Origin of the sequence: Gilliamella sp. B2772 (assembly GCF_026536985.1) — a bacterium.
In the GTDB taxonomy this organism is placed as follows: domain Bacteria; phylum Pseudomonadota; class Gammaproteobacteria; order Enterobacterales; family Orbaceae; genus Gilliamella; species Gilliamella apicola_E.
In genome coordinates, this window is sequence record NZ_JAFNNB010000001.1 from 134,724 (window position 1) to 160,983 (window position 26,260).

The window sequence follows — 26,260 nt, forward strand, 5'->3', positions numbered from 1 at the left end:
GATTTTAAGTTTATTTGTCAAATTTTACCCTCTCCATTTTTCCCCAAGATAAATTGCCTTTTATTAATCTAGCATAGCCTTTAAGCTTCCAATATAGGTATAACTGTCGATAACCAAAGTTATCTAGTAATGCAGTAATAAATAGTTTTAGTAGATATCTAGTTTTATCTAATCCTGATAATAACACACCATCAATCGCTATAGCAAAAGCACTTATAAGGCTATTGTATCCAAAAACAATTAAAAAATAAGATAACATTACGTTGCTATCTATCATGTCAAGAGACCAAATCAGCGGTATTAAAAAGTACCCTAGCAGTTCAGCAATTGGACCTAAAATATCGGTTAATATTGAAAAAGGTAATAGCATAAGGCTTAACTTTTTATATTTTAGTTTAAAAGTTAACGACTTAAAATTTATAAAAGTTTGTAGTGCGCCTATATGCCATCGTATACGTTGGTTTTTTAATACCTTCCATTTTTCAGGCACTTGGGTCCAACATATGGCGGTTGGTACATAATCAATTTTGTAATCAACATTAGAGTCATAAATATATTTGTGCAATTTTAGAGTGATATCATAGTCTTCGCCAACAGAACCGACACAAAAACCACCGACCTTTATTGCAAAATCTCGTCTAAATAAACCAAATGCACCTGAAATTATCGGTAAAGTATTAAAATGATTCCAAGCAATTTTTGCCAAGAGAAATACTCTCATATATTCAAGAATTTGAATTTGTACGATGAATCTTTTAGATAAGTTTATTTTAGATATTATTCCATTTCTGATAGAACAACTATTAGCAACTCGCACAGCTCCACCTACTGCAACTGTTTTTGGGTCGTCAATTAGAGGGACTACAGCTTTGTTAATGGCATCAGGTGCTAAAATTGAATCAGCATCAATAAGACAGATAATTGGGGAATTACTTAAATTAATTGCTGCATTATGCGCGTCTGCTTTGCCACCATTTTCTTTATCTATAACTCTAAGCCGGCTATCTTTTTTTGATACATAAACATCTCTTATTTTAGCATGAGAGAGTTGATTACGTTCATTTAAGTGATGCGCAATAGGTTGTAAATCAAAGTATTCTTTCACTTTTGAAAAAGTGTTGTCTGTTGAGCCATCATTTACAACTATCATTTCAACATTAGGGTAATGAGTCGCTAATGTTGATTCGATACTATCAATTATAGTTACACTTTCATTATAAGCTGGTAAAATGATTGTAATTGGATGTGAAATACCATCATTTTCGGTCTGGATCTTTCTCTCTTTGTTCGGATTTTTGAGTAACACATAAATTGTTACTAGTAGCTGCACAAAATAGATGAATATTTGCACTAATCCAATTAGCATTATCGTTATAACTAAGAATTTAACACCAAACATCATTATGTTGTTTATATAATCACTCATTGTTTTACCCACATCTCTTGCTTTAAGAATTATTTAATTTTTATCGATAAATAGTTTGCTTTTTAAATCAAAATGTTCTGTTATTAGTTTTTCAATGCTTAATGATTTCTTTATGTAACATTCTTCATTAATGAAATTAAGAAGATAACAACTGTGTATAATCCCTTGTGGTGTTGTTTGTAGTTCCAGTAAGTTTTCAAAAAAAGTTTGCATATAAGTACGCTCATCTTCTTTTGCAAGAATAAGATAGGGGGTAATGTAGTTCTTAGAAATTTTTTTTAAGATAGTAAAAAATTGGTGATTGCTAAAATCTTCACAATTGATTAGCGATTCAAGCTCTAGAAATTTATTAGAAGGTAAAAGCCTAAAAAAGCAAAATACGCCTTTTTGCGGTATCTTGTTAAATAGCGTAATCATTATCTGAATTATCGAAATACCTGAAGCGTTTTTAACTAGACTCAATGCTGCAGCAATGGCGACTTCTTGGCGAGAACTGTTACAAGCCTGAATTAACGCTTGATTCGTTTTTTCGCAAGGATAATATGCTAACATGTTAGCTGCATCAATTTTCTGTTTTATTGTGCCTTTTTTTAATAGTAACCTAAGTTTATTTTGGAATGGTTCCAGATCAAAATAAGTTAAAATATGTTTTTCGCGATGTTTCTCGAAAAAATAGGCAGCAATTATTGCTACGCAATTTAGCGATAATTTTTTTGTTATCTCTTGCTTAAAATAAGATTCATCACCAGTTTTCAATGCTTTTTTGTAAATTTTTAGCAATTGCAATTTTAATTTCTTGTGTCTTCTAAATTGAATTTCACGTTTGATGTAAATTGCAATGGTTACTATCAATACAATAAAGCTAATAAAAATGAAACAGGCATTATATAAATTTAGGTATCGAGTTAGAATGTCCATTTTATTCCACATCCTAGTGTTTTTTTAGTATATAACTTACGGCTGTGGTTGGTTTGAACTCTTTCTTCATTATTATAGTTTACAAACCCAGTTATTGAATTAGATATGTCATATGACAATCCAATAAAATGAGATTTGACTTTAATTAATGAACGATTAAATTTTATCGAACGGTCGGATGTTTCTTGACTATTTGCATATCCTGCAAATAGATGTAATTCTTCTGTAGGTGATATGGTGGTTTTAAATAAATAACCACTCATATGATGGTTGTCTTGATCAAATGTGTTGAACCATTTACCTGCTATGGATAAACGATCATTAAAGAAAAATTGTTCAATACCCGGTGAAATAGTTTTAATGTTGCCATCGTTATAGTGGTCCAACTTTGCATCGAGGGTGATATGGAATGAATTTATTTGATCATTATACGGGGAAAATAATTGATAATCCCCACCGCTTGTTATTGTATATGTTGCGTAAAATTTTTTAGATGTGGCGACAGAACCTGATAGATAACCGTACGCTTTATTGTTGAATGTATGCCAATAAGTGAGGCCTATTTTTTGGTCGTTGCTATGAAAACGGTTTGCTTGGGTAAAATGGCCGGTTAGGGTATTTTGCTGTGATAGCCGATAAGATAGTGCTAAATCCACTTCATTCCAATTCGGCAAAGATTTAGATAATCGACTATGTGTGCCAGATAGAACAATATTCCAGTAATGTGTATTTTTTTTTATGTTATCAATATTTGCCTGTAGGGACAGTAATTGTTCGTCATTAGGTGTTTGATTTAAGTACTTATCAAGTAACAATTTGGCTTTTTCGGGATGGTTAGGATCTTTTGCTAAAACAACACTAACTAAACCATATTGCGCATCTACGTAATTGGGGGCGATATCAAGTGCGGATTCAAACGATTTTTTTGCTTGTTCTAACTGAGTTAGTGCGTAATAATTGAAACCTAGTTGGACAAGAATATCGGAATTATTTGGCTGTAGTTGATTCGCTTTTATTAATTTTGATATTGCTAATTCAAAATTTTGTGTTTTTTTCGCATCAATACTTTCTTTTAATAATTGATCTGCTTTTATTGCATCATTATCTCTATTTGTGGTTGCTACTGTTTGATAACTGCAAAACAAAATACTGACAATTAAGACAAACTTATAGTACATATAATTACCTTAATCCATTAAATTATTTCTAAATATCAAAAACTAATGTGTATCTTTATGCGTCGATAAAATCGACAAATTTGGGAAAGTTTGGGACTGAGTAGCGTCTAACGTATTTTTACTAGATTAATACGATAAACGTATTGGGCCGAATTATATATGAAACAGATAATAAAATACATATAAAAATTAAGTATGTTTTTTGAAATTTGACATATGTCCTTTTATTGTTGGTTTTTAATCGTTTTATTTATTAATTCGGAATATAATGAACGCTTATTTGGAAAGAATTCTATGAATAATATGAAAACAAGAACACTATTTTTTACTGCATTAACTCTTTTTTCTTTTAACAATTCATTTGCTATTGAAAATAAGCATGATCATTCTGTTTTATTAGATAAAGTTCACCAAAGCGAACGAGATGATCGTCAATATGAAGTGATTGAACTTGATAATAAAATGCGTGTGTTATTAGTTTCCGATCCTAAGGCAACCAAATCACTCGGCTCTATCGCATTGCCTGTTGGTTCATTATATGATCCAGCCCTTCAACAAGGCTTAGCCCATTACACAGAACATATGGTGTTAATGGGTTCGAAAAAATATCCTCAACCATCAAGTTTTACAGAATTTTTGGCTCGACATGCTGGTAACTACAATGCGACAACTAGCGGTAATCGCACCGCATTTTTCTTTGAAGTTGAAAATAGTGTAATTGATAAGGCGTTAGATTATTTAGCCGATGCCATTGCTGAGCCAATTTTTGATCCTAAATTTGCTGATAAAGAACGTAATGCTGTTAATGCTGAGATGACGTTATACCGCTCTAGTGATGGTTTTCGAATTCAGCAGGTTGATGCTGAGACGATTAATCCGGATCATCCGGCATCACAATTTTCTGGTGGGAATTTAGAAACTTTACGTGATAAAGATAATAGTAAATTGCAAGATGCATTGGTTAATTTTCATGATAAATATTATTCAGCTAATATTATGGTTGGGGTTATTTATAGTAATCAACCGATCAAAAATTTAGAGGCGTTGGCTGAATCAACTTATGGTCAAATTCCTAATAAAAATATAACTGTTTCGCCAATTACTCAACAAGCTGTTACTCAGGAGTTTACTGGTAAAGAAATTACTATGATACCAGCCCAACCTAGAAAAATGTTGTCGTTAAAATTTCCGATTGAAAATGATATCGACAAATTTTCTGATAAGACCAATGAGTACCTTATTTATCTCATCAGTAATAATAGTAAAAATACTTTAGCTGATCAGCTACAAAAACAGGGATTGGTTGAAGCTATTCAAGCTACTAGTGATAGTAAATATTATGGTAATAGTGGCACATTTAATATTAATGTTATTTTAACCGATGAAGGCTTAGCTCAGAAAGATAAGGTTATTGCAGCCATTTTTAATTATTTACAATTAATTGAAAAGCAGGGTGTTTCAGACGCGTATTATGATGAGATAAAAAAAGTCTTTGCTTTGTCTTTTAAGTATAAAGATGTTAACCGTGATATGTCTTATGTAGAATGGCTATCCGATCAGATGCTTCTTTACCCGGTTAAAAATGTATTAGATTCTGATTATGTTACTGAACATTTGAATAAAGATGCTATCATCAATCGACTCAAAAGTTTTACGCCTGAAAATGTTCGAGTTTGGTTAATTGCGCCAAATCAAACTACTGACAAAACGGCTTATTTCCTTAATGCACCTTATAAAGTTGATAATATCACTGATGAATTAAAAACAAGTTGGGCTGATTTAGGTAGAGCGTTTTCGTTTAGTTTACCTGAGCTAAATCCATATATTCCTGACAATTTTAATATTGTCAGACAAAATAATGATCAGATTCAACCCGCGACATTTAGTAAACGTGGTAATCATATCCATTTTGTTAGTCGTCATTTTAGTCACGATCCTAAGGCTGTAATTGCTGTTTCTTTACGCAATAATCAGGCGTTTAAAGATGCAAAATCGTCAGTTTCTTTTGAGTTACTTGATTACATTGTAAGTCGAGATTTGACGCAATTACAATTTCAAGCAGGTAATGCTGGAATGTCACTATCAACGGGTCTTGATAATGGTTTAATGATAACCGCTAATGGTTTTAATCAACATTTACCAGATATGGTTTTAGCCATTCTTAATAGTTATCGACAAGTGACCATTGATGAGCAAAATTTACAATTAGCTAAATCATGGTATCTTCAACGACTTGATGGGGCTGACCATTTTGAAAGTGTACGTCTAGCGTCAGAGCCAGTTCTCGCTTTATCAAAAATGCCTCACTATTATGAACGAGGTGAAAGACGACAAATTACCAATAATATCACTGTAAGTGATGTTCAAGCTTATCGCGATAGTTTGATGACTCAATCAGTTCCTTATATGATTAGTTTGGGTAATATCTCAAATGAAGATTCATTAGATCTTTATCATGCCATTCAAAAGACTTTAAAGCGTGATGTTGAATTTACACCATTAGATGATATTAAAATTAATACTGCCTTTACAGCTAGAATAACCCAACAAGCAAAAAGCACAGATAATGCGTTGTTAATGACCTATTTTCCAATCAATTATGAATCCACTAAGAGTCAAATAGTTGGATATACTTTAGCTAACATTATGTATTCTTGGTTTTTTGATCAACTGCGTAGCAATGAACAATTAGGTTATCTGGTTGGTGTTTTTCCATCATACATAAGTGAATCAGTAGGACTAGGGTTTGCTGTTCAAAGTAATCAATATGATCCTGCTTATTTATTAAAACGTTACCAAGCGTTTTATCCAACAATGTTAACTAAACTAGAAGCATTATCTAATGATGATGTTGAGGAGTATAAGAGAAGTATCATCGAAGAGCAGACAATGCCACCACAATCTTTAGATGAAGAGTTTGATCGTTTGAGATCAGACTATCGCTTATCTCGTTTCCAATTCGATTCGCGTGATAAAAAAATAGAGTTACTTAAGAAACTCACTAAAGAGGATTTAATTGAATTTTATAAAAGTGCAGTTATTGAACAAAAAGGTTTGGTAATAGCATCGCAAGTATTAGGTCAACCAGAGGATGGTAAAAAACAACCTGAAGCGATTACCGATTATACTGAGTTCAAAAATGCATCATCGTTACAAGACGAATTGTTAAAATAATATTCTTAAACATAGATTCGATCTGAAATATCATTACATTAAATTGGCATTGTACTTATCATATGGTACACTGCCGAAATCCCAATAGTTTGAGTAAATTATGATTACTGGATCGACTGATTATTTTGCTATCGGACAGCGGTTACGAGCTTATCGTATCGCTGCCTCTCTTAGGGCTGAAGAGGTTGCTGAAAGTCTTAGGATCTCAAGAGCTGCGGTTTACCGTTTAGAAAAAGGCGAAATCGTTAAAATAGAAACGCTTGAACGATTAGCTTCTTTGTTAGATACGTCATTTGCTAGTTTACTTGGCATTGATACAGAATATTATTCAAGTGGTGATGGTTTTTTTGAGCGTATGCGTCAACTCGAAGAGCAGTCCACTCATATCTTTTCTCATTTCGATCCCTTTTCTTTTCTTTTAACTTCGCCTGATTATTTGTCTCATTTAGGGATGATGTTAAGAGAATCGAGTGATAATATTGAAGCTGAAAGATATGCGACTTCTTTATCTATTTTACATGATCGCAAAACTCAGTTTTATCAATCTGTCCCTAAAGTAATTAATTTAATTAGCTTACGTAATGTTGAACGGTTTTTGCATATCGGCTTAGTTGGCAATCTGACTATTTCGCCGGGTAAAAAGTCTGAAAGAATGTTGTTGGCGCGCAAGGAGGTCTATCATTTAATCGAATTAATTGAAGATCAAGCTTATGCACCAACAATTGCTATTACTGAGCAAGCTATTCCATCTATTGCTTTCCAAATATTTTATCAAAATGATAATGCGTTAGCTTTAGCTATGAGCCCGTTTAGATTAGGTGAGTTACCTAATATTACAACTGGTATCGCCTCAATAACTTCATCAGAAGATGCGATTAAGCGTTATCGTCATTTATTTGATAAATTGTGGCAAGATAGTGCCAAAGATCAGCAAGCGATAAATTTATTGAAAGCCACCTTAGATAAATTCTAAAGAATATTGAAATTATTAAAGAGAGTTACTATGTTATCTTTAACATTACAACCGATAAAAAAATTTAGTGGTACGATTAATCTACCTGGTTCTAAAAGTGTTTCAAATCGTGCCTTACTTTTGTCTGCACTTAGCAATGGTAAAACACGATTAACTAATTTACTTGATAGTGACGATGTGCGCTATATGCTTGATGCTTTAAAAGCTTTGAATATTAAATATCAATTATCAAGTGATCGAACAATTTGTGATATTGAAGGAGTAGGTGGCAAATTACACTCTACTCATCCATTAGAGCTATTTTTAGGTAATGCTGGGACCGCTATGCGTCCATTAGCCGCTGCGTTGTGTTTAGCTGATAACAATATTGTATTAACCGGCGAACCTCGTATGAAAGAGCGTCCAATTGGCCATTTGGTTGATGCTTTGCGTCAAGGTGGGGCTAAGATTGATTATCTTGAAAACGAAGGTTATCCTCCATTACATATCCATGGTGGTTTCACCGGTGGAAATATTGAGGTAAATGGTTCGGTATCAAGCCAGTTCTTAACCGCACTTTTAATGGCTGCACCGCTAGCTGCCAACGATACTGAAATTACTATTATTGGTGATCTGGTTTCTAAACCTTATATTGATATCACGATAAAAATGATGGAGATGTTTGGTGTTTCGGTTATTAATGAAAAATATCAAAAATTTATCATTAAAGCTAATCAAACTTATCAATCACCAGGCCATTATTTGGTTGAGGGTGATGCCTCTTCAGCCTCTTATTTTTTAGCTGCTGCAGCAATCAAAGGTGGCACTGTTCGCGTAACAGGTATTGGTATAAAGAGTTTACAAGGCGATACCCAGTTTGCACATGTGCTTGAAAAGATGGGCGCTAAAATCACTTGGGCTGATGATTATATTGAATGTACTCGCAATGAATTAAATGGTATTGATATGGATATGAACCATATACCTGATGCAGCAATGACCATTGCAACTACTGCGTTATTCGCTAAAGGTCCGACGACTATTCGAAATATTTACAATTGGCGTGTTAAAGAAACGGATCGCTTATCAGCAATGGCAACCGAGCTACGTAAAGTAGGTGCGACCGTTGAGGAAGGGGATGACTATATTACAATTATTCCTCCAATTAAATTAAATCATGCTGATATTAAAACTTACAATGACCATCGTATGGCAATGTGTTTTTCATTAGTTGCACTGTCTGATACTCCAGTCACAATTTTAGACCCAAAATGCACAATGAAAACCTTTCCTGATTATTTTGAACAATTTAAACGATTAAGCGAAATATAACATGACTAAAAATATTCCGGTTATTGCTGTTGATGGACCAAGTGGAGTTGGCAAGGGCACTTTGTGTCAAGCATTAGCGAATCATTTTAAGTGGCACCTTTTAGATTCTGGTGCAATTTATCGTGTGCTTGCACTTGCTGCTTTGAAACAAAATATTGCTTTAGATGATGCTAAACAATTAGCAACATTGGCTCTTAACCTGCCGCTTACGTTTGATACCAGTAGTGATGATGTGAAAGTTTTGTTAGATGATGTGGATGTTTCTCGCGAGATAAGAACAGAAGAGACTGGTGGAGCTGCTTCAAAAGTTGCGTCAATAAATGAAGTCAGAGTTGCTTTATTACAGCGACAACGTGACTTTAGACAGATGCCAGGGCTAGTTGCTGATGGTCGTGATATGGGGACAGTAGTATTTACTGATGCCCCAGTTAAACTATTTCTTGATGCTAGTGCACAATCAAGGGCAGAAAGAAGAATGAAACAGTTGCAAGATAAGCAAATTCATGCTAAATTCGCCGAAATTTTGCAGGAGATAACCGCGCGAGATGAACGAGATCGTAATCGAGTTGTTGCGCCATTAAAGCCTGCGGTTGATGCACTAATAATTGATACAACATCGCTTTCAATTCAAGATGTTTTTAATCAATCTGTTATGTATATTAAAGAAAAAATTGCGCTGTAAGTTTATATTTAAACTTTGGCGTGAACCAAGCTCCATTACAAGGATGAGTGGAGTATCGTAAACAACCCCACAAGACATGAAGTAATGTGGACGTTAAATTAAACTTAAAGTAAATAAAATATGACTGAATCTTTTGCTCAACTCTTTGAAGAGTCTTTAAATCAACTAGACACTCGTTCTGGTAATATGATCCGTGGTACTGTCGTTGCAATCGACAAAGATGTTGTTTTAGTTGATGCTGGTTTAAAATCTGAATCAGCAATTCCAGTAGAGCAGTTTAAAAATGCCCAAGGCGAATTAGAAGTTCAAGTTGGCGACGTTGTTGACGTTGTTCTTGACTCAATTGAAGATGGCTTTGGTGAAACAATTTTATCTCGTGAAAAAGCTAAACGTCATGAAGCGTGGCTAACATTAGAGAAAGCAGTTGAAGATGCTGCAACCGTTTTAGGTGTTATCAATGGTAAAGTTAAAGGTGGCTTTACGGTTGATCTTAATGGCGTTCGTGCGTTCCTACCTGGTTCGCTTGTTGATGTTCGTCCATTACGCGATACTTCTCATATTGAAAATAGAGAAATCGAATTAAAAGTTATTAAATTAGATCAAAAACGCAACAACGTAGTTGTTTCTCGTCGTGCAGTAATTGAATCTGAAAATAGCGCAGAAAGAGAACAACTTCTTGAAAATCTACAAGAAGGTTCTGAAGTTAAAGGTATCATCAAAAATCTTACTGATTACGGTGCATTCGTTGATCTTGGTGGGGTTGATGGTTTACTTCATATCACTGATATGGCTTGGAAACGTGTTAAACACCCAAGTGAAGTGGTTGAAGTTGGTCAAGAATTACTTGTTAAAGTTCTTAAATTCGATAAAGATCGTTCACGTGTTTCTCTTGGCTTAAAACAATTAGGCGAAGATCCATGGGTTTCAATCGCTAAACGTTACCCAGAAGGTACTAAAGTAACTGGTAAAGTAACTAACTTAACTGATTACGGTTGTTTCGTAGAAATCGAAACTGGCGTTGAAGGTTTAGTTCACGTTTCTGAAATGGATTGGACTAACAAAAACATTCACCCATCTAAAGTGGTTAGCTTAGGTGATGAAGTTGAAGTTGTTGTTCTTGAAATTGATGAAGAACGTCGTCGTATTTCTCTTGGTCTTAAACAATGTAAACCAAATCCATGGTTACAATTTGCTGAAGCACACAATAAAGGTGATAAAGTTAGCGGTAAGATCAAATCAATCACTGACTTTGGTATCTTCATTGGTTTAGACGGTGGTATTGATGGTTTAGTTCATCTTTCTGATATTTCTTGGAATATGCCAGGTGAAGAAGCAGTTAAAGCTTATAAGAAAGGTGATGATATTGAAGCCGTTGTTTTACAAGTTGATGCTGAGCGTGAACGTATCTCATTAGGTATCAAACAACTTGAAGACGATCCATTCAGCAGTTTTGCATCTAACTTCAAAAAAGGATCAATTGTTAAAGGTAAAGTTACCGCTGTTGATGCTAAAGGTGCAACAATCGAAATTGCTGAAGGTATCGAAGGTTACTTAAAAGCACAAGATATTGCTCGTGAACGTGTTGAAGATGCAACTACTGCATTGAACGTTGGTGATGAAGTTGAAGCGAAGATTGTAAATATCGATCGTAAAACTCGTGCAATTTCTTTATCTATCCGTGCTAAAGATGAAGCTGATGAGAAAGAAGCACTTGCTGCTGTAAATAATACTGCACCTCAAGAAGATGCGTCATTTACTAACGCAATGGCTGAAGCATTCAAAGCTGCGTCAAAAACTGAGTAAAAAATATCTATTGAAAGAGTAAAGAGGGCTTGCCCTCTTTTTCTTTTGTGGTATAAAATGAATAAATTATATACTACATAAATTAAATTAGGAGTGACCATGAACAGATCCGATTTAGCTGAAAAAATAGTCAACTGGCGGGCACACCTTCCTGTGCAACTGGTTGATGATGCTGTTAGAGATATTATTGAGCAAATCGCATTAGCGATGGAGACTAACGATCGTGTTGAAATCCGCGGTTTTGGTAGTTTCAGCTTAAATTATCGCGCTCCACGTAAAGCAAGAAACCCTAGAACAGGTGGAAATGTTGAAGTTAAACACAAATATATTCCTCATTTCAAACCAGGGAAAGAGCTACGTGAACGCGTAAATAATGCAGCTAAAGCATAATTAAATTTAGTTAATTAAAAAAGCCTTTGAGTAAAATCAAAGGCTTTTTTGTTATTGAATAAGTTATTTTCTTTAATATAAAAAGTGAAAGAGTTATCTGTAAATTGGAATAGAGATCTAATATTAATTATAAATTAACTTCAAAAAAGTCTGAGCATGTTAGATTGGCTGTTTAGTCAATATAAGAAGTAGAAGTTGATGCGGTGTTCAATAGATTTAATGGCAATAGCAATTTCATTAGGTAGCATTCCATTAATTTTTTTACCATCGTTACCCAATGATCAAGATTGGTATATTTTAGCTTTGATACTCATTATTTTAGCGGCTAAATTTCAACGTTATTTTACTTTTATCGTCATCCTTGGATTAAGCTTTCTCTGGTCGACCGCTATAGCAAAGCAATATCTCAGTTCAATTGAACCTTATATAGACCAAACATTAGCAATAACGGCAAAAGTTGAAAGTATTAATACGCAGGCTCCTGCTAAAATTCATACAATGCTTCCCCATTATGTAAAATTTTCAATTATCAATGTTTCTGATCAACCATTGTCCTCACCAATACCTATTTTTATTTATTGGGATCAATCCGAATTAATAAAAGCGGGACAAATTTGGCAATTAACCATAAAAACTAAAGTAGTTCATAGTTATTTAAATGAAGGAGGATTTGATAAACAACGATTTGCGATAGCCAATAAATCTTTATTAAAAGCCAAAATCATTAAATTAGTTTTACTCGAGGATAAATCCAATTTTCAACAAATCATCGCAGATAAATGCCTACCTTATATTAATTTATTTAGTTATCGAGATATTTTATTAGCACTTGGTTTTGGTGACCGCTCACAACTTGAAACTCATAATCGAATAACAATGATGCAAACAGGTGTGGCACACTTAATGGCTATTTCTGGAATGCATATTCTATTAGTTTTTTATATTTGCTTTGGAATAACTAAAGGATTCGTTTTTTTCTTACCACAACGTTATATCCATTTCTTCCTACCAATTATAGTAGGGTGGTTGTGCAGTATTAGTTATGCGTGGTTAACAGGCTTTAATCCACCTGCATTACGAGCAATTTTTGCTTTATCAATTTGGATATATTTACGTTATAAGAATAATCAAATAAGTGCATGGCAAAAAGTTAATCGTATTATTGCATTACTATTAATTATTGATCCGTTAATGATATTGTCCGAAAGTTTTTGGTTGTCTTGCTATGCTGTTGTTAGTTTAATTTTTTTGTTTGATTGGTTACCATTACCTAACGCGATGAAAAATAAAAAACGGTGGTATTTATTTAGATTATTACATTTACAATTTGGTTTGACACTATTACTTCTACCAATCCAATTGTATGTTTTTCATGGTATAAGCGTTGTTTCACTGGTTGCTAACTTGATTGCTATTCCTATTATCTCTCTAATCACTTTCCCTGTAATTTTACTGGGACTAGTATTTAGTTTAATCAACTGCTTTTATCTTGCTTTATGGTTCTGGTTTGTTGCCCAATATTCGCTTGAATGGTTATTTCATTGTTTAGATTATCTAAATTATATGTGGTTAACTATCTCAATGGATTTTTACTTTCTAAGCTTTATTGGTTGGTTAGCCTTTATAATAATAAGAGCAGCAGTTTGGCGAAGGTTTAGTTTTACACTTTTCATTATTTTGACGCTGGCTTTTTCTCCATTCTATAAACAACCAGATTATCTTTGGCGAATGGATATGCTAGATGTTGGGCATGGTCTTGCTATTGTAATTCACAATGGTGAATCAGCTATTTTATATGATACGGGTGCAAAATGGGAAAACAGCTCAGCAGCAGAGCAAATTATTACTCCTTTTCTGCAATGGCATAACCTCCAGCTTGAAGGAATTATTATTAGCCATAGTCATAATGATCATGTTGGAGGATTATCCTATTTACAACAACGTTATCCCAATGCCTGGCTTATGAGTTCATCTTTAAATTTACGCAATGATTATAATTGCTTAGCTAAGCATAATTTTTATTGGAAACACTTAAATCTTAAAGTGCTATGGCCGACTAAATTAGTTGATAACACGGAAAATGCTGATTCGTGTGTAATACAACTTACTGATGGTCGATTTTCAGTGCTGTTAACCGGTGATTTAGAACGAAGGCAAGAGTATGATTTAGTTATGCAACATAAGAAAAATCTATCTTCAACAGTATTACAGACTCCACATCATGGTAGTAATACTTCGTCAAGTTATCCATTTTTAAACTACGTTAACCCAGTTAATGCATTAACTTCAACCTCACGTTATAACCCTTGGCAACTCCCTTCAAATAATATCACTGCTCGTTATAAAGAGTTAAATATTAATTATTTTGTTACAGGAAGAGAGGGGCAAATAAGTCTGTTTTTTTATCCTACTTCATGGCAGCAAAAAACGTTGCGACATGACATTAATCCAAGATGGTATCATGATTGGTTTGGTAGTTTACCGTTTTATGAGTAAAATAAGGGAAGTACTTTAAATAGGGTTACTAAAGGTTTAAAAATGATTGAAAATAGCGGGCGATATGATGATTGAAAAACTATGGTATGGTAAAAATAAATCATTTTGGTTGCTACTGCCATTTTCATTATTATATGGATTTATTGCTTCCGTTCGTCGTCAACTATACAAACTTGGTGTATTAAAATCATGGCAGTCTCCTGTTCCAATTATTGTTATTGGAAATTTATCGGCGGGTGGTAATGGTAAAACGCCACTTGCCATTAGTTTAATTGAGGCGTTGAAATCTAAAGGACTAAAAGTAGGCTTAGTTTCGCGAGGTTATGGTGGAAAATCTGATCACTATCCATTAGTCTTAGATGAACATACTGGAACTGAACAAGCCGGTGACGAGCCTGTATTAATTTTTCAGCGAACCCATATACCAGTAGCAGTCGCGCCAAAACGAGTTGATGCAGTTAAAGCGTTATTAAAATCTTATCAATTGGATGTGATTTTAACCGATGATGGTCTACAGCATTATGCTTTAGCTCGTGATATTGAGATTGTTGTGGTAGATGGAAAACGCCAATTTGGTAATGGGTGGTGGATACCTGCTGGACCTATGCGAGAAAGAAGAGAAAGATTAAAATCGGTTGATTTAATTATTATCAATGGAGATAGCACAGGTGATATAGTAAATCAATTTCCAGATAAAACCTTCACCATGCAATTATTACCTGGTCATGTAGTAAATCTCTTAACTAACCAACAATGTGAATTGTCATCACTTCATCATATTTGTGCAATTGCAGGTATCAGCAACCCAAAGCGTTTTTTTGATATGCTAATTAAAATGAAAGCTGATTTAGTTCATACAGAATCTTTTGCTGATCACCAAAATTTTACGCTTCCGTTATTAGAGAAAGTAGTGGAAAATAATCAAACACTTTTAATGACTGAAAAAGATGCAGTAAAATGTCGTCAATTTGCATTACCTAACTGGTGGTATTTACCCATTGATGCAGTAATACCAAATCAAGCTATTGAAAAGATTTATTCACTGTTTGTAGAAAAAAAATCACTAAGAGAAAAAAAATGATTCTATTAAGCGCTATTGCTTGTCCTATATGCCATGGTCAATTGGAGTATGATAAGCAAAATCAACAATTAATTTGCCAAAAAGATCGGCTGGTTTACCCGATTAAAGATGGTATTCCGGTTTTATTAGCAAGCGAAGCAAAGCAATTAGTTCCATCTCATTGTGATAAAGAATAAAAAAGTTTAGAGGTAATTTTATGAGTTTTACGGTAATTATTCCTGCAAGATATGCTTCAAGTCGTTTGCCAGGAAAACCGCTTGCAGATATTCATGGCAAACCAATGATAATTCGAGTTATGGAGCAGGCTAAAAAATCGTCAGCTAATCGAGTAATCATTGCAACTGATAACCAGCAAGTATTTGATGTAGTCAAAAGCTATAATGGTGAAGTAATTCTCACTAGCGATAAGCATAATTCCGGTACAGAACGGTTAGCGGAAGTAATTGATAGTTACAAATTTGCTGATGATGAAGTTATCGTTAATGTTCAAGGTGATGAGCCTTTGATTCCCCCAGTTATTATTGATCAGGTAGCCGAAAATCTAGTGAAATTCAAAACTGGCATGGCAACGTTAGCTGTTCCTATTGATAGCGTTGAAGAGGCGTTCAATACGGGAGCAGTAAAAGTCGTGACAGATAAAGATGGTTATGCACTTTATTTTTCAAGAGCGACTATTCCTTGGGAGCGAGACCGTTTTGCTAATTTAAATGAGCAAGGTAAGGTAGATCAAATTGGCGATTTTTATTTACGTCATATAGGAATTTATGCTTATCGAGCTGGTTTTATTAGGCAGTATATAAAATGGGCACCTTCGGCATTAGAGTCAATTGAAATGTTAGAACAACTGCGTGTACTTTGGTATGGTGAAAAAATTCATGTCGCTGTAGCTAAACAACCTCCAGCAATTGGTGTCGATACTCAAGAAGATTTAGAAAAAGTAAGAACATTATTTAAGGAGTAGATGATGGCAACGTTTACAGGTTTTACCCAGGCAGGATTAAACTTTTTACAAGATGCATGGATTAATAATAGTAAGGCTTGGTTTGATGAGCACCGAGCTATTTATGATAATGATTTAGTAAAACCTTTTAGATTATTAGTTGAGCAGTTAACGCCAGCTATGCTAAAAATTGATGAGTGGTTTGAAACGCGTCCCGCTATTGGTAAAACCATATCTCGTATTCATCGTGATACTCGATTCTCAAAAGACAAATCGTTATATCGTAGCCGACTATGGTTAACTTTCAAACGCCCAAATCGTGATTGGAAAGAGGCGCCAGCCTATTTTTTTGAAATCAGTCCAGATTGTTATCGTTACGGATTAGGTTATTATTGTGCATCGAAACAGACTATGGATATATTTCGTGAAGAAATTTTAAATGATACCGAAAAATTTCTAAAAGTTATTCGATGTGTTAAAAAGCCATTTGAATTAGTTGGTGAGTCTTACAAAAGACCTTTAATCAAAGATGAAAAAATATCGACATGGTATAACCGAAAAAGTCTTGCTGTGATGGTAACCAATAATCATATTGAAGATGTATTAGATGGTAATTTAGCTGATAAACTTGCTAAAGGTTTTAAACAACTATTACCACTATATGATTATTTAATGCGGGTTGAAATGATTAAAAACATTCCAAATCTGTAAAATAGATATTAAAAAATAGCGCTTCTCAAATATTTTGAAAGCTTAAAATTAATTCTTTAACACCATTTATAATAAACTGGGCACCCACACAAACTAATAAAAAGCCCATAATTCTCGAAGTGGCTTCAATGCCACTTTTTCCCATAAACCGCATTATGCTGCCTGCGCAACGCATACAGAACCATAAAATAATACATAATAGTAATGGAATAGATGATGCATAAACTACCCAAGTTGATACGTTATACCTACCACTTTTAACTGTTGAAGACATGCTGATAATCATCGCAATGGTTCTTGGACCAGAGGTGCTTGGCATAGAAAGGGCTAAAATTGTAATATTTTTTGAAAAAGGCGTAATTTATACGCCTATATAATAATGAAATAAATAACGATTAAAATGGTATATCGTCATCGAAATCCATTGGTGGTTCAGGCATAGCTGGTTGACTTGCTGGTGCAGCTGATGAAGCACGAGGTGCTGTAGGAGTAGTTGGCGCAGAGGATGTATTATTTGCACTTTGTCCCCAACTCTTTGAACCTTCATTATAAGAGTCATTATTTGGACGGTTTCCTAAAATTTGTAATATTCCACCGATAGGGTTGATAACAACTTCCGTAGTGTAACGATCTTGACCTGATTGGTCTTGCCATTTACGAGTTTGTAGTTGTCCTTCAATATAAACTAGTGTTCCTTTTTTAATGTATTCACCAGTAATTTCAGCTAATTTACCAAATACGACAATTCGATGCCATTCTGTTTTTTCTCGATTCTCGCCAGTTTGCTTGTCTTTCCAAGTTTCTGATGTAGCAACATTAAAATTTGCGACAGTATTACCAGTTGACATGACACGTACTTCTGGATCTTGACCTAAATTACCAACTAAAATGACTTTATTAATTCCTCGGGTTGCCATTATAAACTCCTAACAATTGCATATATATAATTGCGCTATTGTAACATGAGACTGAAATAACATCACCGAATTTAATTTAAATTTGGAAGTTTGTATCCAAATTTTAAAAATTCAGAAAGATTGGCTTAGACATAGGAATTTTTGCCTATAACGAGTATAATGCCACCCATTTCATATCTTAAACATTTTTCTGCTGGAGGCCTTATGATTAATGCGTTTGGATTAAAAAACAAACAATTAGTAAAAATTAATGAAGGCGATATAAAGAATGCGACTTGGATTGACTTGATCGAGCCGGAAGAAGCTGATCGTGAATTCATCCTGACCAATTTAGGTCAAAATTTAGCAACAAGTATCGAATTAGACGATATTGAAGCATCAGCTCGTTTTTTCGAAGATAATGAAGGACTACATGTTCACTCCTTCTTTTTTTATGAAGATGCAGAAGATCGCGCCGGTAACTCTACCGTCGCTTTTACAGTGCATAATGGACGTTTATTTACACTGCGTGAACGCGATTTACCTGCATTTCGACTATACCGAATGCGTTCTCGTTATCAGGGAATGAATGATGGAAATCCGTATGAAGTTTTATTAGATTTATTTGAAGTTAAAGTTGAACAATTAGCCGATCAAATTGAAAATATCTATAGTGAGCTAGAAGAATTGAGCTTAATTATTATGGATCGTTCCGCTCAAGAGCATTATGATGAAGCGATTACGTCTTTAGCTGAGCTCGAAGATACGGCGTGGAAAGTACGCCTCTGTTTAATGGATAGTCAGCGTGCGGTTAACTATTTAGTTCGTCGTGCTAAGATGCCTGTTGAACAGTTAGAACAAGCGAGAGAAGTTATTCGAGATATTGAATCATTGGTACCCCATAATGAGTCATTATTCCAAAAGGTTAACTTTTTAATGCAAGCAGCTACTAGCTTTATAAATATTGAACAAAGCAGAATAATTAAGATTTTCTCGGTTGTTTCTGTGGTATTTTTACCGCCAACAGTAGTTGCATCAGCATATGGTATGAACTTTGAAAATATGCCTGAGTTAAAATGGGAATATGGATATCCATTATCTTTATTGTTGATGTTAATAGCAGGGGTCGCTCCTTACATTTACTTTAAACTCAAAAAATGGCTTTAGTGGTTATTTTCCTTTCAACTTTTTAAAAATTACCCGCTAACAATTTTGTTAGCGGTAATAGTAAATTCTGTTAAAGCAATCTAGTTAAATCATTATAAATAGTCCATAATATTGCCAGTTTTATTTTTAATATTTATTGAACTATTGTTCATATAGAAAGATTTTATTTTTAGAAAAAGGGAATAACATGAGTCAATATGCACTAGTTACGGACATTGGTGGAACCAACGCTCGTTTTGCACTTTATGATTTAGCAACTAATGAATTATCCGCAATAACTAAAATCCTCATTTCAAAAGATGATGTACTACTTGAATTAATTAAAAACTATTTGAAATCCCAAGCGGTAACAGTGGATATGGCTTGCATTGCCATAGCTTGCCCAATCAATGAAAGTGATTTGATTGAAATGACTAATAATAATTTGTCGTTTTCTCGTTCGGAACTTATCAAAGAACTTAAACTAACTAAGTTAGAAGTAATTAATGACTTTACTGCAGTTTCAACATCTATTCCTCAATTATCCGCGCAAGATGTGGTTAAAATTGGTGGTGAGGAGCCGAATCTTGATTATCCAATAGCAATCTATGGTGCCGGAACGGGGTTAGGGGTTTCTCATTTAGTTAAAGTTAATGGTCATTGGATTAGCCTATCAGGCGAGGGTGGTCATACAGAATTACCTATGGTTAATGAACAAGAAGATCGAATTTTAGCTCAGTTAAGAAAAAAATTTGGTCGAGTTTCTTCAGAGCGTTTTTTATCGGGTAATGGTATTGTTAATATCTATCAAGCTTTGTTACAGATCAATAATCAACCAGTTGAAGATATCACCCCAGATATTATTGTGAATAAAGCATTATCAAATAGTTGCCCAATTTGCTCAGAAACATTAACTCATTTTTGTACTTTTATGGGGCGATTTGGGGGTAATTTAGCTTTAACACTTAATACTCAAGGCGGTGTGTATATTGCTGGCGGTATTGTGCCTAGATTTATAGAATTTTTTAAATCATCACCATTTAGAGAAGCATTTGAACATAAAGGTCGTATGTCTTATTTAGTTGAAAAAATTCCTGTTTATGTGATTACTCATAAAGATCCGGGATTATTTGGTGCAGGTGTCTATTTGCAAAATAGCCTGAGATAATTGAGAAATAGGATTTTAGTTTATGATGTGGTGTTATATTTATAGAAGCACAAAAAAAGAAAATTGTTATCTTTATATGGAAAAAGAGAACGATTTCTCTCCAATTCCTGAAAAAATTATGTCAATTTTTGGCACGCCAGCTTTTGTCATGAAAGTCTTACTCGATGGTAAACGGCGTTTTGTGGTAGGAACAGCACAGGAAATTGAGGAAAAAATTAAAGCGGATGGATTTTTCTTACAAATGTTAAATGAAGACGATTTTAAAGTATGATTGAACCATTTTGGGAATATAAAACTTTAGATCAAATGAGTGATGACGAGTGGGAACAACTATGCGATGGTTGTGGCCAATGTTGCCTAAATAAATTACAGGACGAGGATACTGACGAAATACTGTATACCAATGTTGCATGTAATTTGCTTGATTCAAATACCTGCCAGTGCAGACATTACCACAACCGTTTTAAATATGAGCCTGATTGCATCAAGCTAACAAGAGAAAATTTACTGACAATTGAGTGGTTACCAGCAACTTGCGCTTATCGTTATTTTTCAGAAACAGGGCAGTTACCGCAATGGCACCCATTAATTGTTGGAAATAAAAAGTTAATGCACAAATTAAAAATATCAGTCAAAAATCGAATTGTGTATGAAAAAGATGTGATTTGTTGGGAAGATCATATTATTTAAAAAGAGAGCCTAGGCTCTCTTTTATTTTTATAGTATAAGCCATAAATTTCCAAGAAAATCGACAGCTAATAAGTTTAAAAACATTAATATAAAAACAAATATCATAAATGAAATATCAATCATACCTAATGGCGGTATAATGCGCCGAATAGGTGCAATAAGTGGTTCTGTTAATTGAGCAAGTAATTCATCAGTATAAGATTGTCCACGACTAACCCAACTTAAAATAGCTCTAAATAATAATAACCAAAAAATGAGGTGTCCAACCGCATGAGCCATTGCAGCCAAGGCGAATAATAAGTAATAAGGGCTAAACAACGGTGCGTTATATCCCTCAAAACGGAAAATAAACATAATTTTTAGTAATGCAACTACATAAAAGAGAATCCATGTCGCCGTGTCGATACGGCCAATAGATGGAATAAGTTTTCGCATTGGACCAATAATCGGTTGGGTAATACGAACAATAAATTGAGTAAAGGGATTATGAAAATTTACTCGCGCATACTGCATCCACAAACGTAGAATAAGTATGTATAAGCAAATAGTGAAAATAGCCCTTCCTAAGAAGATTAACGAAATCATTTAATACTCCTAAAATCTAAAATGATCTGCAATATATCACACATATTGCCGTGCACCAAAGATCGCACTACCAATGCGAACCATTGTACTGCCTGCGACAATAGCTGCTTTCATATCGCCTGACATGCCCATTGATAATGTATCTAAAAAAGGATAATCCGTTTTCAATGATTCTAAAAGCTGAGTCATCTGTTCAAATACCTCAAGTTGTTTAGCGTAATCATTTTCTATCTCGGGGATGGCCATAAGGCCACGTAACCTTAAATTAGGTAATGTAATTATCTGCTTAACTAAATCGGCGACTTCATCTACTGCAATTCCAGATTTACTCTCTTCATTACTAATATTTACCTGAATAAGAACATTTAGCTTATCCATATCTGTAGGTCGCTGATCATTTAAACGCTGAGCAATTTTGAAACGTTCAATGGTGTGCATCCAATCAAAATTTTCAGCAACTAGCTTAGTTTTATTTGATTGCAATGGCCCGATAAAATGCCAAGTAATCGGGGTATTAGGCATATTTTTATTAAAGTAAGCAATCTTTTCAACACCTTCTTGAACATAATTTTCACCAAAGGCTAATTGGCCTGCATCAATTGCTTGAGCGATTAATGTGACCGGCTTGGTTTTACTTACTGCAATAAGTTCAATTGTATTGGGATTTCGATCGCAATCTAAGGCAATTTTATGTATTTCATTTTTAATCTTGATTAAATTGTCATGTACTGTATTCATATTAATTCCCAATAAACTAATGGATAGTGAGTGAAAATGATAAATTCAATGTTGGCTTTTAGTGTAACGCAAAAAGCTTCAGATTTGCATCTTTCTAGTGGTGAAAAACCGTGGATTCGTATTAATGGTGAGCTAAAACCTATTGCACAAGATGAATTATCGCCACAAAAACTTGAAATTGATTTATTTGATCTATTAAATGACGATCAAAAGGGGCTATTACAACAGCATCGACAAATTGATTTTGGTTATCATCTTGAAGATATAGGCCGTTTTAGGGTAAATATTTTTTTTCAAAAACGTGGTATTTCAGCCGTATTTCGAATTATTAAGCAAAAAATACCAAGCTTAACTGATATTCAGGCACCTGATGTACTAAATGAATTAGCAAAAGCAGAATCTGGAATTATCTTAGTTACTGGCGCAACAGGTAGTGGAAAATCGACAACTTTAGCTGCATTAATTAATCATATAAATCAGACGTTAGCTAAACATATTATCACATTAGAAGACCCTATTGAGTTCATTTATCAAAGTGATAAATCACTTATCCAACAACGCGAAATTAACCATTTTGGTGATGCAATTGATAGTTTATTAAGGCAAGATCCAGATATCATTTTATTGGGTGAATTACGCAATAAACAGACCATTCAAGCTGCATTAACTATTGCTGAAACCGGTCATTTAGTTCTTGCTACATTGCACACTCGTACTGCAATACAGACAATCAACCGTATTATTGATGTCTTTGAAGAGGGGACACGTGCATTAATTCGCACTCAGCTATCAAATAGTTTAAAAGCGATAGTCTGCCAAAAATTAATACCTTATAAACAAAGTCGAAAAGCTATTTTTGAAGTTCTGATCAACACCCCAGCCGTCAGCAATTTGATCAACGAAGGTAAAACAAGGCAGATATTATCATTAATGCAAACAGGTCAACAAGTTGGTATGCAATTAATGATTGATTAAGTTAAATAGTAAAAATTTTGTCTTCTTTTTATTCGTAAATTTTATAAGTTTTATTCAAAAATTTATTTTATAATCTTTATAGTATTTCATTCATAAAGGTATAAACAAATGGAACAGCGTATAGGTCTTATCGGTATTGGTAATATGGGTAATGCTATTTTACAAGGTATTTTAGCAAGTAATATTGTCCCGGGAACGCAAATTTACGTTTATGATCCTCATCCCGAAAAGGGCCAAGCACTTAATCAAACGCATTCAATAAATAATTTAGAATCGGCAAAAGATGTTGCACGAGAATCAGATATTGTTTTCATAGCAGTTAAACCCAATGTTATTGTGGATGTATTAAATGATATTCAAAAAGAGTTAAAAAAAGATACCATTGTCATCTCGATTGCCGCCGGTGTAACGATTAAAACTATTGCGCAATGTGTAGGCTATGAACAAAAAATTGTTAGAGTTATGCCAAATACTCCAGCTTTAGTTAATGCCGCTATGTGTTCTATCACACCTAATACAGAAATTACTGATCAAGAATTAACAATTGTTGAAACTTTATTAAATTGTATTGGTGAAACAGAAGTTGTACCTGAATACTTAATTGATGCCGTAGTTGGGGCAAGTGGCTCTTCTCCTGCATTTGTATTTATGTTCATTGAAGCATTGGCTGATGGTGCAGTTAAAGGTGGTTTATCTAGAAAACAAGCTTACAAATTTGCGGCACAAACAGTGATGGGTTCAGCTAAATTATTGCTGGAGACAGGAAAACATCCAGGTGAATTAAAAGATATGGTTTGTTCACCAGCCGGTACTACAATTGAAGGCGTGCAAGTACTTGAGGAAAAAGGCTTTCGAGCAGCTATCATTGACGCAGTAGAGGCTTCAATTCAAAAATCCAAAGATTTGTCAAAAAATTAAAGATTGTTAACATGAACAATAACAAATAGTTATTGTTCATTTCATTTTTAATTGTAAATAATAGCAAATCATTGCTTGTATTAGTCATCTATTTATGAGTTAATAGTCCTCAGCATATTACATGCAGATATATTTTGTAACATTTAGATTTATGCAGTTTGTAGTTTACTTTAATCACATTTGTATTAGTTCTCTTCAGTCTTCTCTTCTGTTTGTTAATAAGTAGTCTAGGTTTTATGTTCTAATGTTTCGCCTTTGATGGCTGTAATTAATTTATTTATAGGAAGATTTTTATGTCTAAAAAAACTGGTCAAGTTAAATGGTTCAATGAAAGTAAAGGTTTTGGTTTTATTTCACCTGCTGATGGAAGTAAAGATGTGTTTGTTCATTTTTCTGCAATCTCTGGCGATGGATTTAAAACTTTAGGCGAAGGTCAACAAGTTGAGTTCTCTATCCAGGATAGTCCTCGTGGCCCTGCTGCTGCTGATGTTACAATTATCTAATTGTATTCTCATATAACCTTATCAGTATTCAAATACTGATAAGAGTTTTTACATTTAAATTATAGACTTTCCTTAGCAATTCTTATATTATCCCTCCGAAGTAATTCAATAACATATTTTATGTTCTAAATATTTATAATTTTAAGGAAAAGAAACAATGAAAAAATTAGTATTATCTGTTGCATTATTAGGTTTATCTTCTGTTGCTATGGCTGAGTTATCAGAATCTTGCAAAACTTACTTTGAAAAAGTTGATAGCTTTGTTAAATCAATCCCTGATGATGCTGCGACTAAACAACAAACAGACATGATCAAACAAAACTTAGAAACAGCTAAACAACAAATTTCTGCAATGCCTACAGCTAACCAAGAAGAAGGCTGTAAACAAGCAACTGAAGTATTAAAACAACTAGAAGCTTCAATCCCAGCAAAAAAATAAAGTCATTGTTTAGACACTATTATTTCTTACGATAGCGAAAATCCCAAGGGGCTATTGGATGTTTATCTTTCCATAGTCCTTTTTTGTTTTGTTTAGCTTTTAATTCGAGCTTTACCATATTCTTATTACTAGCAACGCCTTTGAAGCGGTAAGCCCACGCAAAGCCATTTTCCACCATCTTAGCATTAATGTTGACTTGTTTTAGATAGATGACGCCTAAGGTCCGTTGATAAATATCCTTTTTATTTTCTTTAACATAAACAGTTTTACCCGCAATCAACGATGCTAAGTATTTTCTTGATGCATTACCATATGCTTGGTGTCTTTCTGGAGCATCAATATCGAGTAACCGGACGCGAATTTTTTTATTTGTTAATATATCAACGGTATCACCATCAATTACTTTTACAACTTTACCATTAAAGTCTGCTTGTGCTTGACCGATTACAACAAATAAGAGGATTAGGAGAGATTTTCTTAAAAAATACATTACGGATTGTTTCTTAAAATAGTAGCGTAAAAAAAGCTACTCCTTGCTAATTATCAGTAATTAATAATAGTGAGCAAGGAGTGTAAGATTATATTGAATTAAAATTCAGACGTGTCTTTAAATAAACCAACTTTAAGATCAGTTGCTTCATAAATTAATTTACCATCAACGTAAACTTCACCATCGCCGATTCCCATGATTAATTTACGATTAATAACACGTTTAAAATTAATTTTATAAGTCACTTTTTTGTTATTAGGTAATATTTGACCTTTTAATTTTAATTCACCAACACCAAGCGCTCGGCCTTTACCTTTACCACCAATCCAGCCTAAATAAAAACCGACTAATTGCCATAAAGCATCAAGACCAAGACAACCAGGCATTACCGGATCGTTTTTGAAATGACATTTAAAAAACCATAAATCAGGATTAATATCAAACTCAGCTTCAACATAACCTTTACCGAAACTACCACCGTCTTCATTCATTTCAATAACGCGATCCATCATTAGCATCAAATCAGACGGTAATGGCGGTCCATCATGACCAAATAATTCACTATTACCTGATTTAATTAGATCTGCTTTATCATACGAAGATTTACGTTCAAATGTCATAAAAAAACC

The 26,260-nt window shown here is 33.9% G+C and carries 27 protein-coding genes and 1 pseudogene; 19 read left to right on the forward strand and 9 right to left on the reverse strand.

What is annotated here, in order from left to right; genetic code table 11:
• Window positions 1-10: 10 nt before the first annotated feature.
• From J3T98_RS00615 to J3T98_RS00625, 3 genes are read right to left on the reverse strand one after another with little or no spacing between them, the layout of a single operon-like run.
• A complete protein-coding gene (locus J3T98_RS00615) occupies window positions 11-1,426 on the reverse strand; it encodes a glycosyltransferase family 2 protein (protein ID WP_220224913.1) in 1,416 nt (471 codons plus the stop codon).
• A gap of 33 nt (window positions 1,427-1,459) precedes the next feature.
• Window positions 1,460-2,344: a hypothetical protein gene (locus J3T98_RS00620; RefSeq protein ID WP_267361878.1), complete on the reverse strand. Its 885-nt coding sequence runs from the start codon at window positions 2,342-2,344 to the stop codon at window positions 1,460-1,462.
• Complete coding sequence (locus J3T98_RS00625; RefSeq protein ID WP_267361879.1) at window positions 2,332-3,522, reverse strand: YaiO family outer membrane beta-barrel protein; 1,191 nt, start codon at window positions 3,520-3,522, stop codon at window positions 2,332-2,334. The genes J3T98_RS00620 and J3T98_RS00625 overlap by 13 nt, the downstream gene beginning before the upstream one ends.
• A gap of 294 nt (window positions 3,523-3,816) precedes the next feature.
• Here J3T98_RS00625 and ptrA point away from each other — a divergent pair, with 294 nt between their 5' ends.
• The 11 genes from ptrA (at window position 3,817) to J3T98_RS00680 (ending at window position 17,083) form a co-directional block, all read left to right on the forward strand.
• Complete coding sequence (gene ptrA, locus J3T98_RS00630) at window positions 3,817-6,696, forward strand: pitrilysin (protein WP_267361880.1); 2,880 nt, start codon at window positions 3,817-3,819, stop codon at window positions 6,694-6,696.
• A 100-nt stretch (window positions 6,697-6,796) separates the two neighbouring features.
• Complete coding sequence (locus tag J3T98_RS00635; RefSeq protein ID WP_065734569.1) at window positions 6,797-7,669, forward strand: helix-turn-helix domain-containing protein; 873 nt, start codon at window positions 6,797-6,799, stop codon at window positions 7,667-7,669.
• A gap of 30 nt (window positions 7,670-7,699) precedes the next feature.
• Window positions 7,700-8,980 (forward strand): 3-phosphoshikimate 1-carboxyvinyltransferase, encoded by a 1,281-nt coding sequence (gene aroA, locus J3T98_RS00640; protein ID WP_267361881.1) that lies wholly within the window; start codon window positions 7,700-7,702, stop codon window positions 8,978-8,980.
• 1 nt (window position 8,981) lies between these two features.
• The gene (gene cmk / locus J3T98_RS00645) at window positions 8,982-9,662 is read left to right on the forward strand and encodes a (d)CMP kinase (RefSeq protein WP_267361882.1); all 681 of its coding nucleotides are present in this window, start codon (window positions 8,982-8,984) and stop codon (window positions 9,660-9,662) included.
• Between the two features lie 120 nt (window positions 9,663-9,782).
• The gene (gene rpsA, locus J3T98_RS00650) at window positions 9,783-11,465 is read left to right on the forward strand and encodes a 30S ribosomal protein S1 (RefSeq protein WP_065561941.1); all 1,683 of its coding nucleotides are present in this window, start codon (window positions 9,783-9,785) and stop codon (window positions 11,463-11,465) included.
• A 99-nt stretch (window positions 11,466-11,564) separates the two neighbouring features.
• Window positions 11,565-11,855 carry an integration host factor subunit beta gene (ihfB, locus tag J3T98_RS00655; RefSeq protein ID WP_065561940.1) on the forward strand — a complete coding sequence of 97 codons (291 nt, stop codon included), beginning with the start codon at window positions 11,565-11,567 and terminating at the stop codon, window positions 11,853-11,855.
• 198 nt (window positions 11,856-12,053) lie between these two features.
• Entirely contained in the window at window positions 12,054-14,351 is a 2,298-nt protein-coding gene (locus J3T98_RS00660; protein WP_267361883.1) for a DNA internalization-related competence protein ComEC/Rec2, read from the forward strand.
• Window positions 14,352-14,418: 67 nt separating this feature from the next.
• The gene (gene lpxK, locus J3T98_RS00665) at window positions 14,419-15,432 is read left to right on the forward strand and encodes a tetraacyldisaccharide 4'-kinase (protein WP_416380609.1); all 1,014 of its coding nucleotides are present in this window, start codon (window positions 14,419-14,421) and stop codon (window positions 15,430-15,432) included.
• On the forward strand, window positions 15,429-15,608 hold the full coding sequence (locus tag J3T98_RS00670; RefSeq protein ID WP_220224904.1) for a Trm112 family protein: 180 nt from the start codon (window positions 15,429-15,431) through the stop codon (window positions 15,606-15,608). Before lpxK ends, J3T98_RS00670 begins: the two co-directional genes overlap by 4 nt.
• A 20-nt stretch (window positions 15,609-15,628) precedes the next feature.
• A complete protein-coding gene (gene kdsB / locus J3T98_RS00675; protein ID WP_065734564.1) occupies window positions 15,629-16,393 on the forward strand; it encodes a 3-deoxy-manno-octulosonate cytidylyltransferase in 765 nt (254 codons plus the stop codon).
• Complete coding sequence (locus J3T98_RS00680) at window positions 16,394-17,083, forward strand: DUF2461 domain-containing protein (RefSeq protein ID WP_416380502.1); 690 nt, start codon at window positions 16,394-16,396, stop codon at window positions 17,081-17,083.
• 25 nt (window positions 17,084-17,108) lie between these two features.
• Here J3T98_RS00680 and J3T98_RS00685 read toward each other — a convergent pair.
• Window positions 17,109-17,426: pseudogene (locus J3T98_RS00685) on the reverse strand (MarC family protein); the annotation flags it as partial.
• A 52-nt stretch (window positions 17,427-17,478) separates the two neighbouring features.
• Entirely contained in the window at window positions 17,479-18,000 is a 522-nt protein-coding gene (gene ssb / locus J3T98_RS00690; protein WP_065561934.1) for a single-stranded DNA-binding protein, read from the reverse strand.
• A gap of 204 nt (window positions 18,001-18,204) precedes the next feature.
• Here ssb and corA point away from each other — a divergent pair, with 204 nt between their 5' ends.
• The 4 genes from corA to J3T98_RS00710 all read left to right on the forward strand — a co-directional run bounded on the left by corA (window position 18,205) and on the right by J3T98_RS00710 (window position 20,983).
• On the forward strand, window positions 18,205-19,146 hold the full coding sequence (gene corA / locus J3T98_RS00695) for a magnesium/cobalt transporter CorA (protein WP_065734620.1): 942 nt from the start codon (window positions 18,205-18,207) through the stop codon (window positions 19,144-19,146).
• A gap of 187 nt (window positions 19,147-19,333) precedes the next feature.
• Window positions 19,334-20,293 (forward strand): glucokinase, encoded by a 960-nt coding sequence (locus J3T98_RS00700; protein WP_267361885.1) that lies wholly within the window; start codon window positions 19,334-19,336, stop codon window positions 20,291-20,293.
• 25 nt (window positions 20,294-20,318) lie between these two features.
• Window positions 20,319-20,564 carry a YcgL domain-containing protein gene (locus J3T98_RS00705; RefSeq protein ID WP_065561964.1) on the forward strand — a complete coding sequence of 82 codons (246 nt, stop codon included), beginning with the start codon at window positions 20,319-20,321 and terminating at the stop codon, window positions 20,562-20,564.
• Window positions 20,561-20,983, forward strand: a complete 423-nt coding sequence (locus J3T98_RS00710; RefSeq protein WP_065561932.1) for a YcgN family cysteine cluster protein — start codon at window positions 20,561-20,563, stop codon at window positions 20,981-20,983. The genes J3T98_RS00705 and J3T98_RS00710 overlap by 4 nt, the downstream gene beginning before the upstream one ends.
• A 27-nt stretch (window positions 20,984-21,010) precedes the next feature.
• Here the strand turns inward: J3T98_RS00710 and J3T98_RS00715 are convergent, their stop codons facing one another.
• Together J3T98_RS00715 and J3T98_RS00720 are read right to left on the reverse strand one after the other, a co-directional pair.
• The gene (locus J3T98_RS00715) at window positions 21,011-21,568 is read right to left on the reverse strand and encodes a YggT family protein (RefSeq protein ID WP_267361886.1); all 558 of its coding nucleotides are present in this window, start codon (window positions 21,566-21,568) and stop codon (window positions 21,011-21,013) included.
• A 36-nt stretch (window positions 21,569-21,604) separates the two neighbouring features.
• Window positions 21,605-22,306, reverse strand: coding sequence for a YggS family pyridoxal phosphate-dependent enzyme (locus J3T98_RS00720; RefSeq protein ID WP_065734557.1), 702 nt, complete (start codon window positions 22,304-22,306; stop codon window positions 21,605-21,607).
• A gap of 36 nt (window positions 22,307-22,342) precedes the next feature.
• Here J3T98_RS00720 and J3T98_RS00725 point away from each other — a divergent pair, with 36 nt between their 5' ends.
• From J3T98_RS00725 to J3T98_RS00740, 4 genes are all read left to right on the forward strand, one after another.
• Window positions 22,343-23,281, forward strand: a complete 939-nt coding sequence (locus tag J3T98_RS00725; protein ID WP_267362307.1) for a type IV pilus twitching motility protein PilT — start codon at window positions 22,343-22,345, stop codon at window positions 23,279-23,281.
• Window positions 23,282-23,389: 108 nt separating this feature from the next.
• Window positions 23,390-24,199 (forward strand): pyrroline-5-carboxylate reductase, encoded by an 810-nt coding sequence (gene proC, locus J3T98_RS00730; RefSeq protein WP_267361887.1) that lies wholly within the window; start codon window positions 23,390-23,392, stop codon window positions 24,197-24,199.
• Between the two features lie 293 nt (window positions 24,200-24,492).
• Window positions 24,493-24,702: a cold shock domain-containing protein gene (locus J3T98_RS00735; protein ID WP_034909833.1), complete on the forward strand. Its 210-nt coding sequence runs from the start codon at window positions 24,493-24,495 to the stop codon at window positions 24,700-24,702.
• Between the two features lie 157 nt (window positions 24,703-24,859).
• Complete coding sequence (locus J3T98_RS00740; protein ID WP_065561927.1) at window positions 24,860-25,141, forward strand: DUF5339 domain-containing protein; 282 nt, start codon at window positions 24,860-24,862, stop codon at window positions 25,139-25,141.
• Window positions 25,142-25,160: 19 nt separating this feature from the next.
• Here J3T98_RS00740 and J3T98_RS00745 read toward each other — a convergent pair whose 3' ends face one another.
• Window positions 25,161-25,631 carry a thermonuclease family protein gene (locus J3T98_RS00745; RefSeq protein WP_065561926.1) on the reverse strand — a complete coding sequence of 157 codons (471 nt, stop codon included), beginning with the start codon at window positions 25,629-25,631 and terminating at the stop codon, window positions 25,161-25,163.
• Window positions 25,632-25,729: 98 nt separating this feature from the next.
• Window positions 25,730-26,251, reverse strand: coding sequence for a bifunctional 3-hydroxydecanoyl-ACP dehydratase/trans-2-decenoyl-ACP isomerase (gene fabA / locus J3T98_RS00750; RefSeq protein ID WP_065561925.1), 522 nt, complete (start codon window positions 26,249-26,251; stop codon window positions 25,730-25,732).
• Window positions 26,252-26,260: the final 9 nt, after the last annotated feature.

Bases quoted from the DNA above. Each gene is read 5' to 3' on its own strand.
- J3T98_RS00635 (WP_065734569.1), top strand. From the start codon at position 6,797: ATGATTACTGGATCGACTGATTATTTTGCTATCGGACAGCGGTTACGA.
- cmk (WP_267361882.1), top strand. From the start codon at position 8,982: ATGACTAAAAATATTCCGGTTATTGCTGTTGATGGACCAAGTGGAGTT.
- J3T98_RS00710 (WP_065561932.1), top strand. From the start codon at position 20,561: ATGATTGAACCATTTTGGGAATATAAAACTTTAGATCAAATGAGTGAT.
- J3T98_RS00745 (WP_065561926.1), bottom strand. From the start codon at position 25,631: ATGTATTTTTTAAGAAAATCTCTCCTAATCCTCTTATTTGTTGTAATC.
- J3T98_RS00725 (WP_267362307.1), top strand. From the start codon at position 22,343: ATGATAAATTCAATGTTGGCTTTTAGTGTAACGCAAAAAGCTTCAGAT.
- J3T98_RS00705 (WP_065561964.1), top strand. From the start codon at position 20,319: ATGTGGTGTTATATTTATAGAAGCACAAAAAAAGAAAATTGTTATCTT.
- J3T98_RS00625 (WP_267361879.1), bottom strand. From the start codon at position 3,522: ATGTACTATAAGTTTGTCTTAATTGTCAGTATTTTGTTTTGCAGTTAT.
- lpxK (WP_416380609.1), top strand. From the start codon at position 14,419: ATGATTGAAAAACTATGGTATGGTAAAAATAAATCATTTTGGTTGCTA.
- ihfB (WP_065561940.1), top strand. From the start codon at position 11,565: ATGAACAGATCCGATTTAGCTGAAAAAATAGTCAACTGGCGGGCACAC.
- J3T98_RS00620 (WP_267361878.1), bottom strand. From the start codon at position 2,344: ATGGACATTCTAACTCGATACCTAAATTTATATAATGCCTGTTTCATT.
- J3T98_RS00680 (WP_416380502.1), top strand. From the start codon at position 16,394: ATGATGGCAACGTTTACAGGTTTTACCCAGGCAGGATTAAACTTTTTA.
- kdsB (WP_065734564.1), top strand. From the start codon at position 15,629: ATGAGTTTTACGGTAATTATTCCTGCAAGATATGCTTCAAGTCGTTTG.
- fabA (WP_065561925.1), bottom strand. From the start codon at position 26,251: ATGACATTTGAACGTAAATCTTCGTATGATAAAGCAGATCTAATTAAA.
- J3T98_RS00735 (WP_034909833.1), top strand. From the start codon at position 24,493: ATGTCTAAAAAAACTGGTCAAGTTAAATGGTTCAATGAAAGTAAAGGT.
- J3T98_RS00740 (WP_065561927.1), top strand. From the start codon at position 24,860: ATGAAAAAATTAGTATTATCTGTTGCATTATTAGGTTTATCTTCTGTT.
- proC (WP_267361887.1), top strand. From the start codon at position 23,390: ATGGAACAGCGTATAGGTCTTATCGGTATTGGTAATATGGGTAATGCT.
- J3T98_RS00700 (WP_267361885.1), top strand. From the start codon at position 19,334: ATGAGTCAATATGCACTAGTTACGGACATTGGTGGAACCAACGCTCGT.
- J3T98_RS00615 (WP_220224913.1), bottom strand. From the start codon at position 1,426: ATGAGTGATTATATAAACAACATAATGATGTTTGGTGTTAAATTCTTA.
- J3T98_RS00715 (WP_267361886.1), bottom strand. From the start codon at position 21,568: ATGATTTCGTTAATCTTCTTAGGAAGGGCTATTTTCACTATTTGCTTA.
- ptrA (WP_267361880.1), top strand. From the start codon at position 3,817: ATGAATAATATGAAAACAAGAACACTATTTTTTACTGCATTAACTCTT.
- J3T98_RS00660 (WP_267361883.1), top strand. From the start codon at position 12,054: ATGCGGTGTTCAATAGATTTAATGGCAATAGCAATTTCATTAGGTAGC.
- corA (WP_065734620.1), top strand. From the start codon at position 18,205: ATGATTAATGCGTTTGGATTAAAAAACAAACAATTAGTAAAAATTAAT.
- ssb (WP_065561934.1), bottom strand. From the start codon at position 18,000: ATGGCAACCCGAGGAATTAATAAAGTCATTTTAGTTGGTAATTTAGGT.
- aroA (WP_267361881.1), top strand. From the start codon at position 7,700: ATGTTATCTTTAACATTACAACCGATAAAAAAATTTAGTGGTACGATT.
- J3T98_RS00670 (WP_220224904.1), top strand. From the start codon at position 15,429: ATGATTCTATTAAGCGCTATTGCTTGTCCTATATGCCATGGTCAATTG.
- J3T98_RS00720 (WP_065734557.1), bottom strand. From the start codon at position 22,306: ATGAATACAGTACATGACAATTTAATCAAGATTAAAAATGAAATACAT.
- rpsA (WP_065561941.1), top strand. From the start codon at position 9,783: ATGACTGAATCTTTTGCTCAACTCTTTGAAGAGTCTTTAAATCAACTA.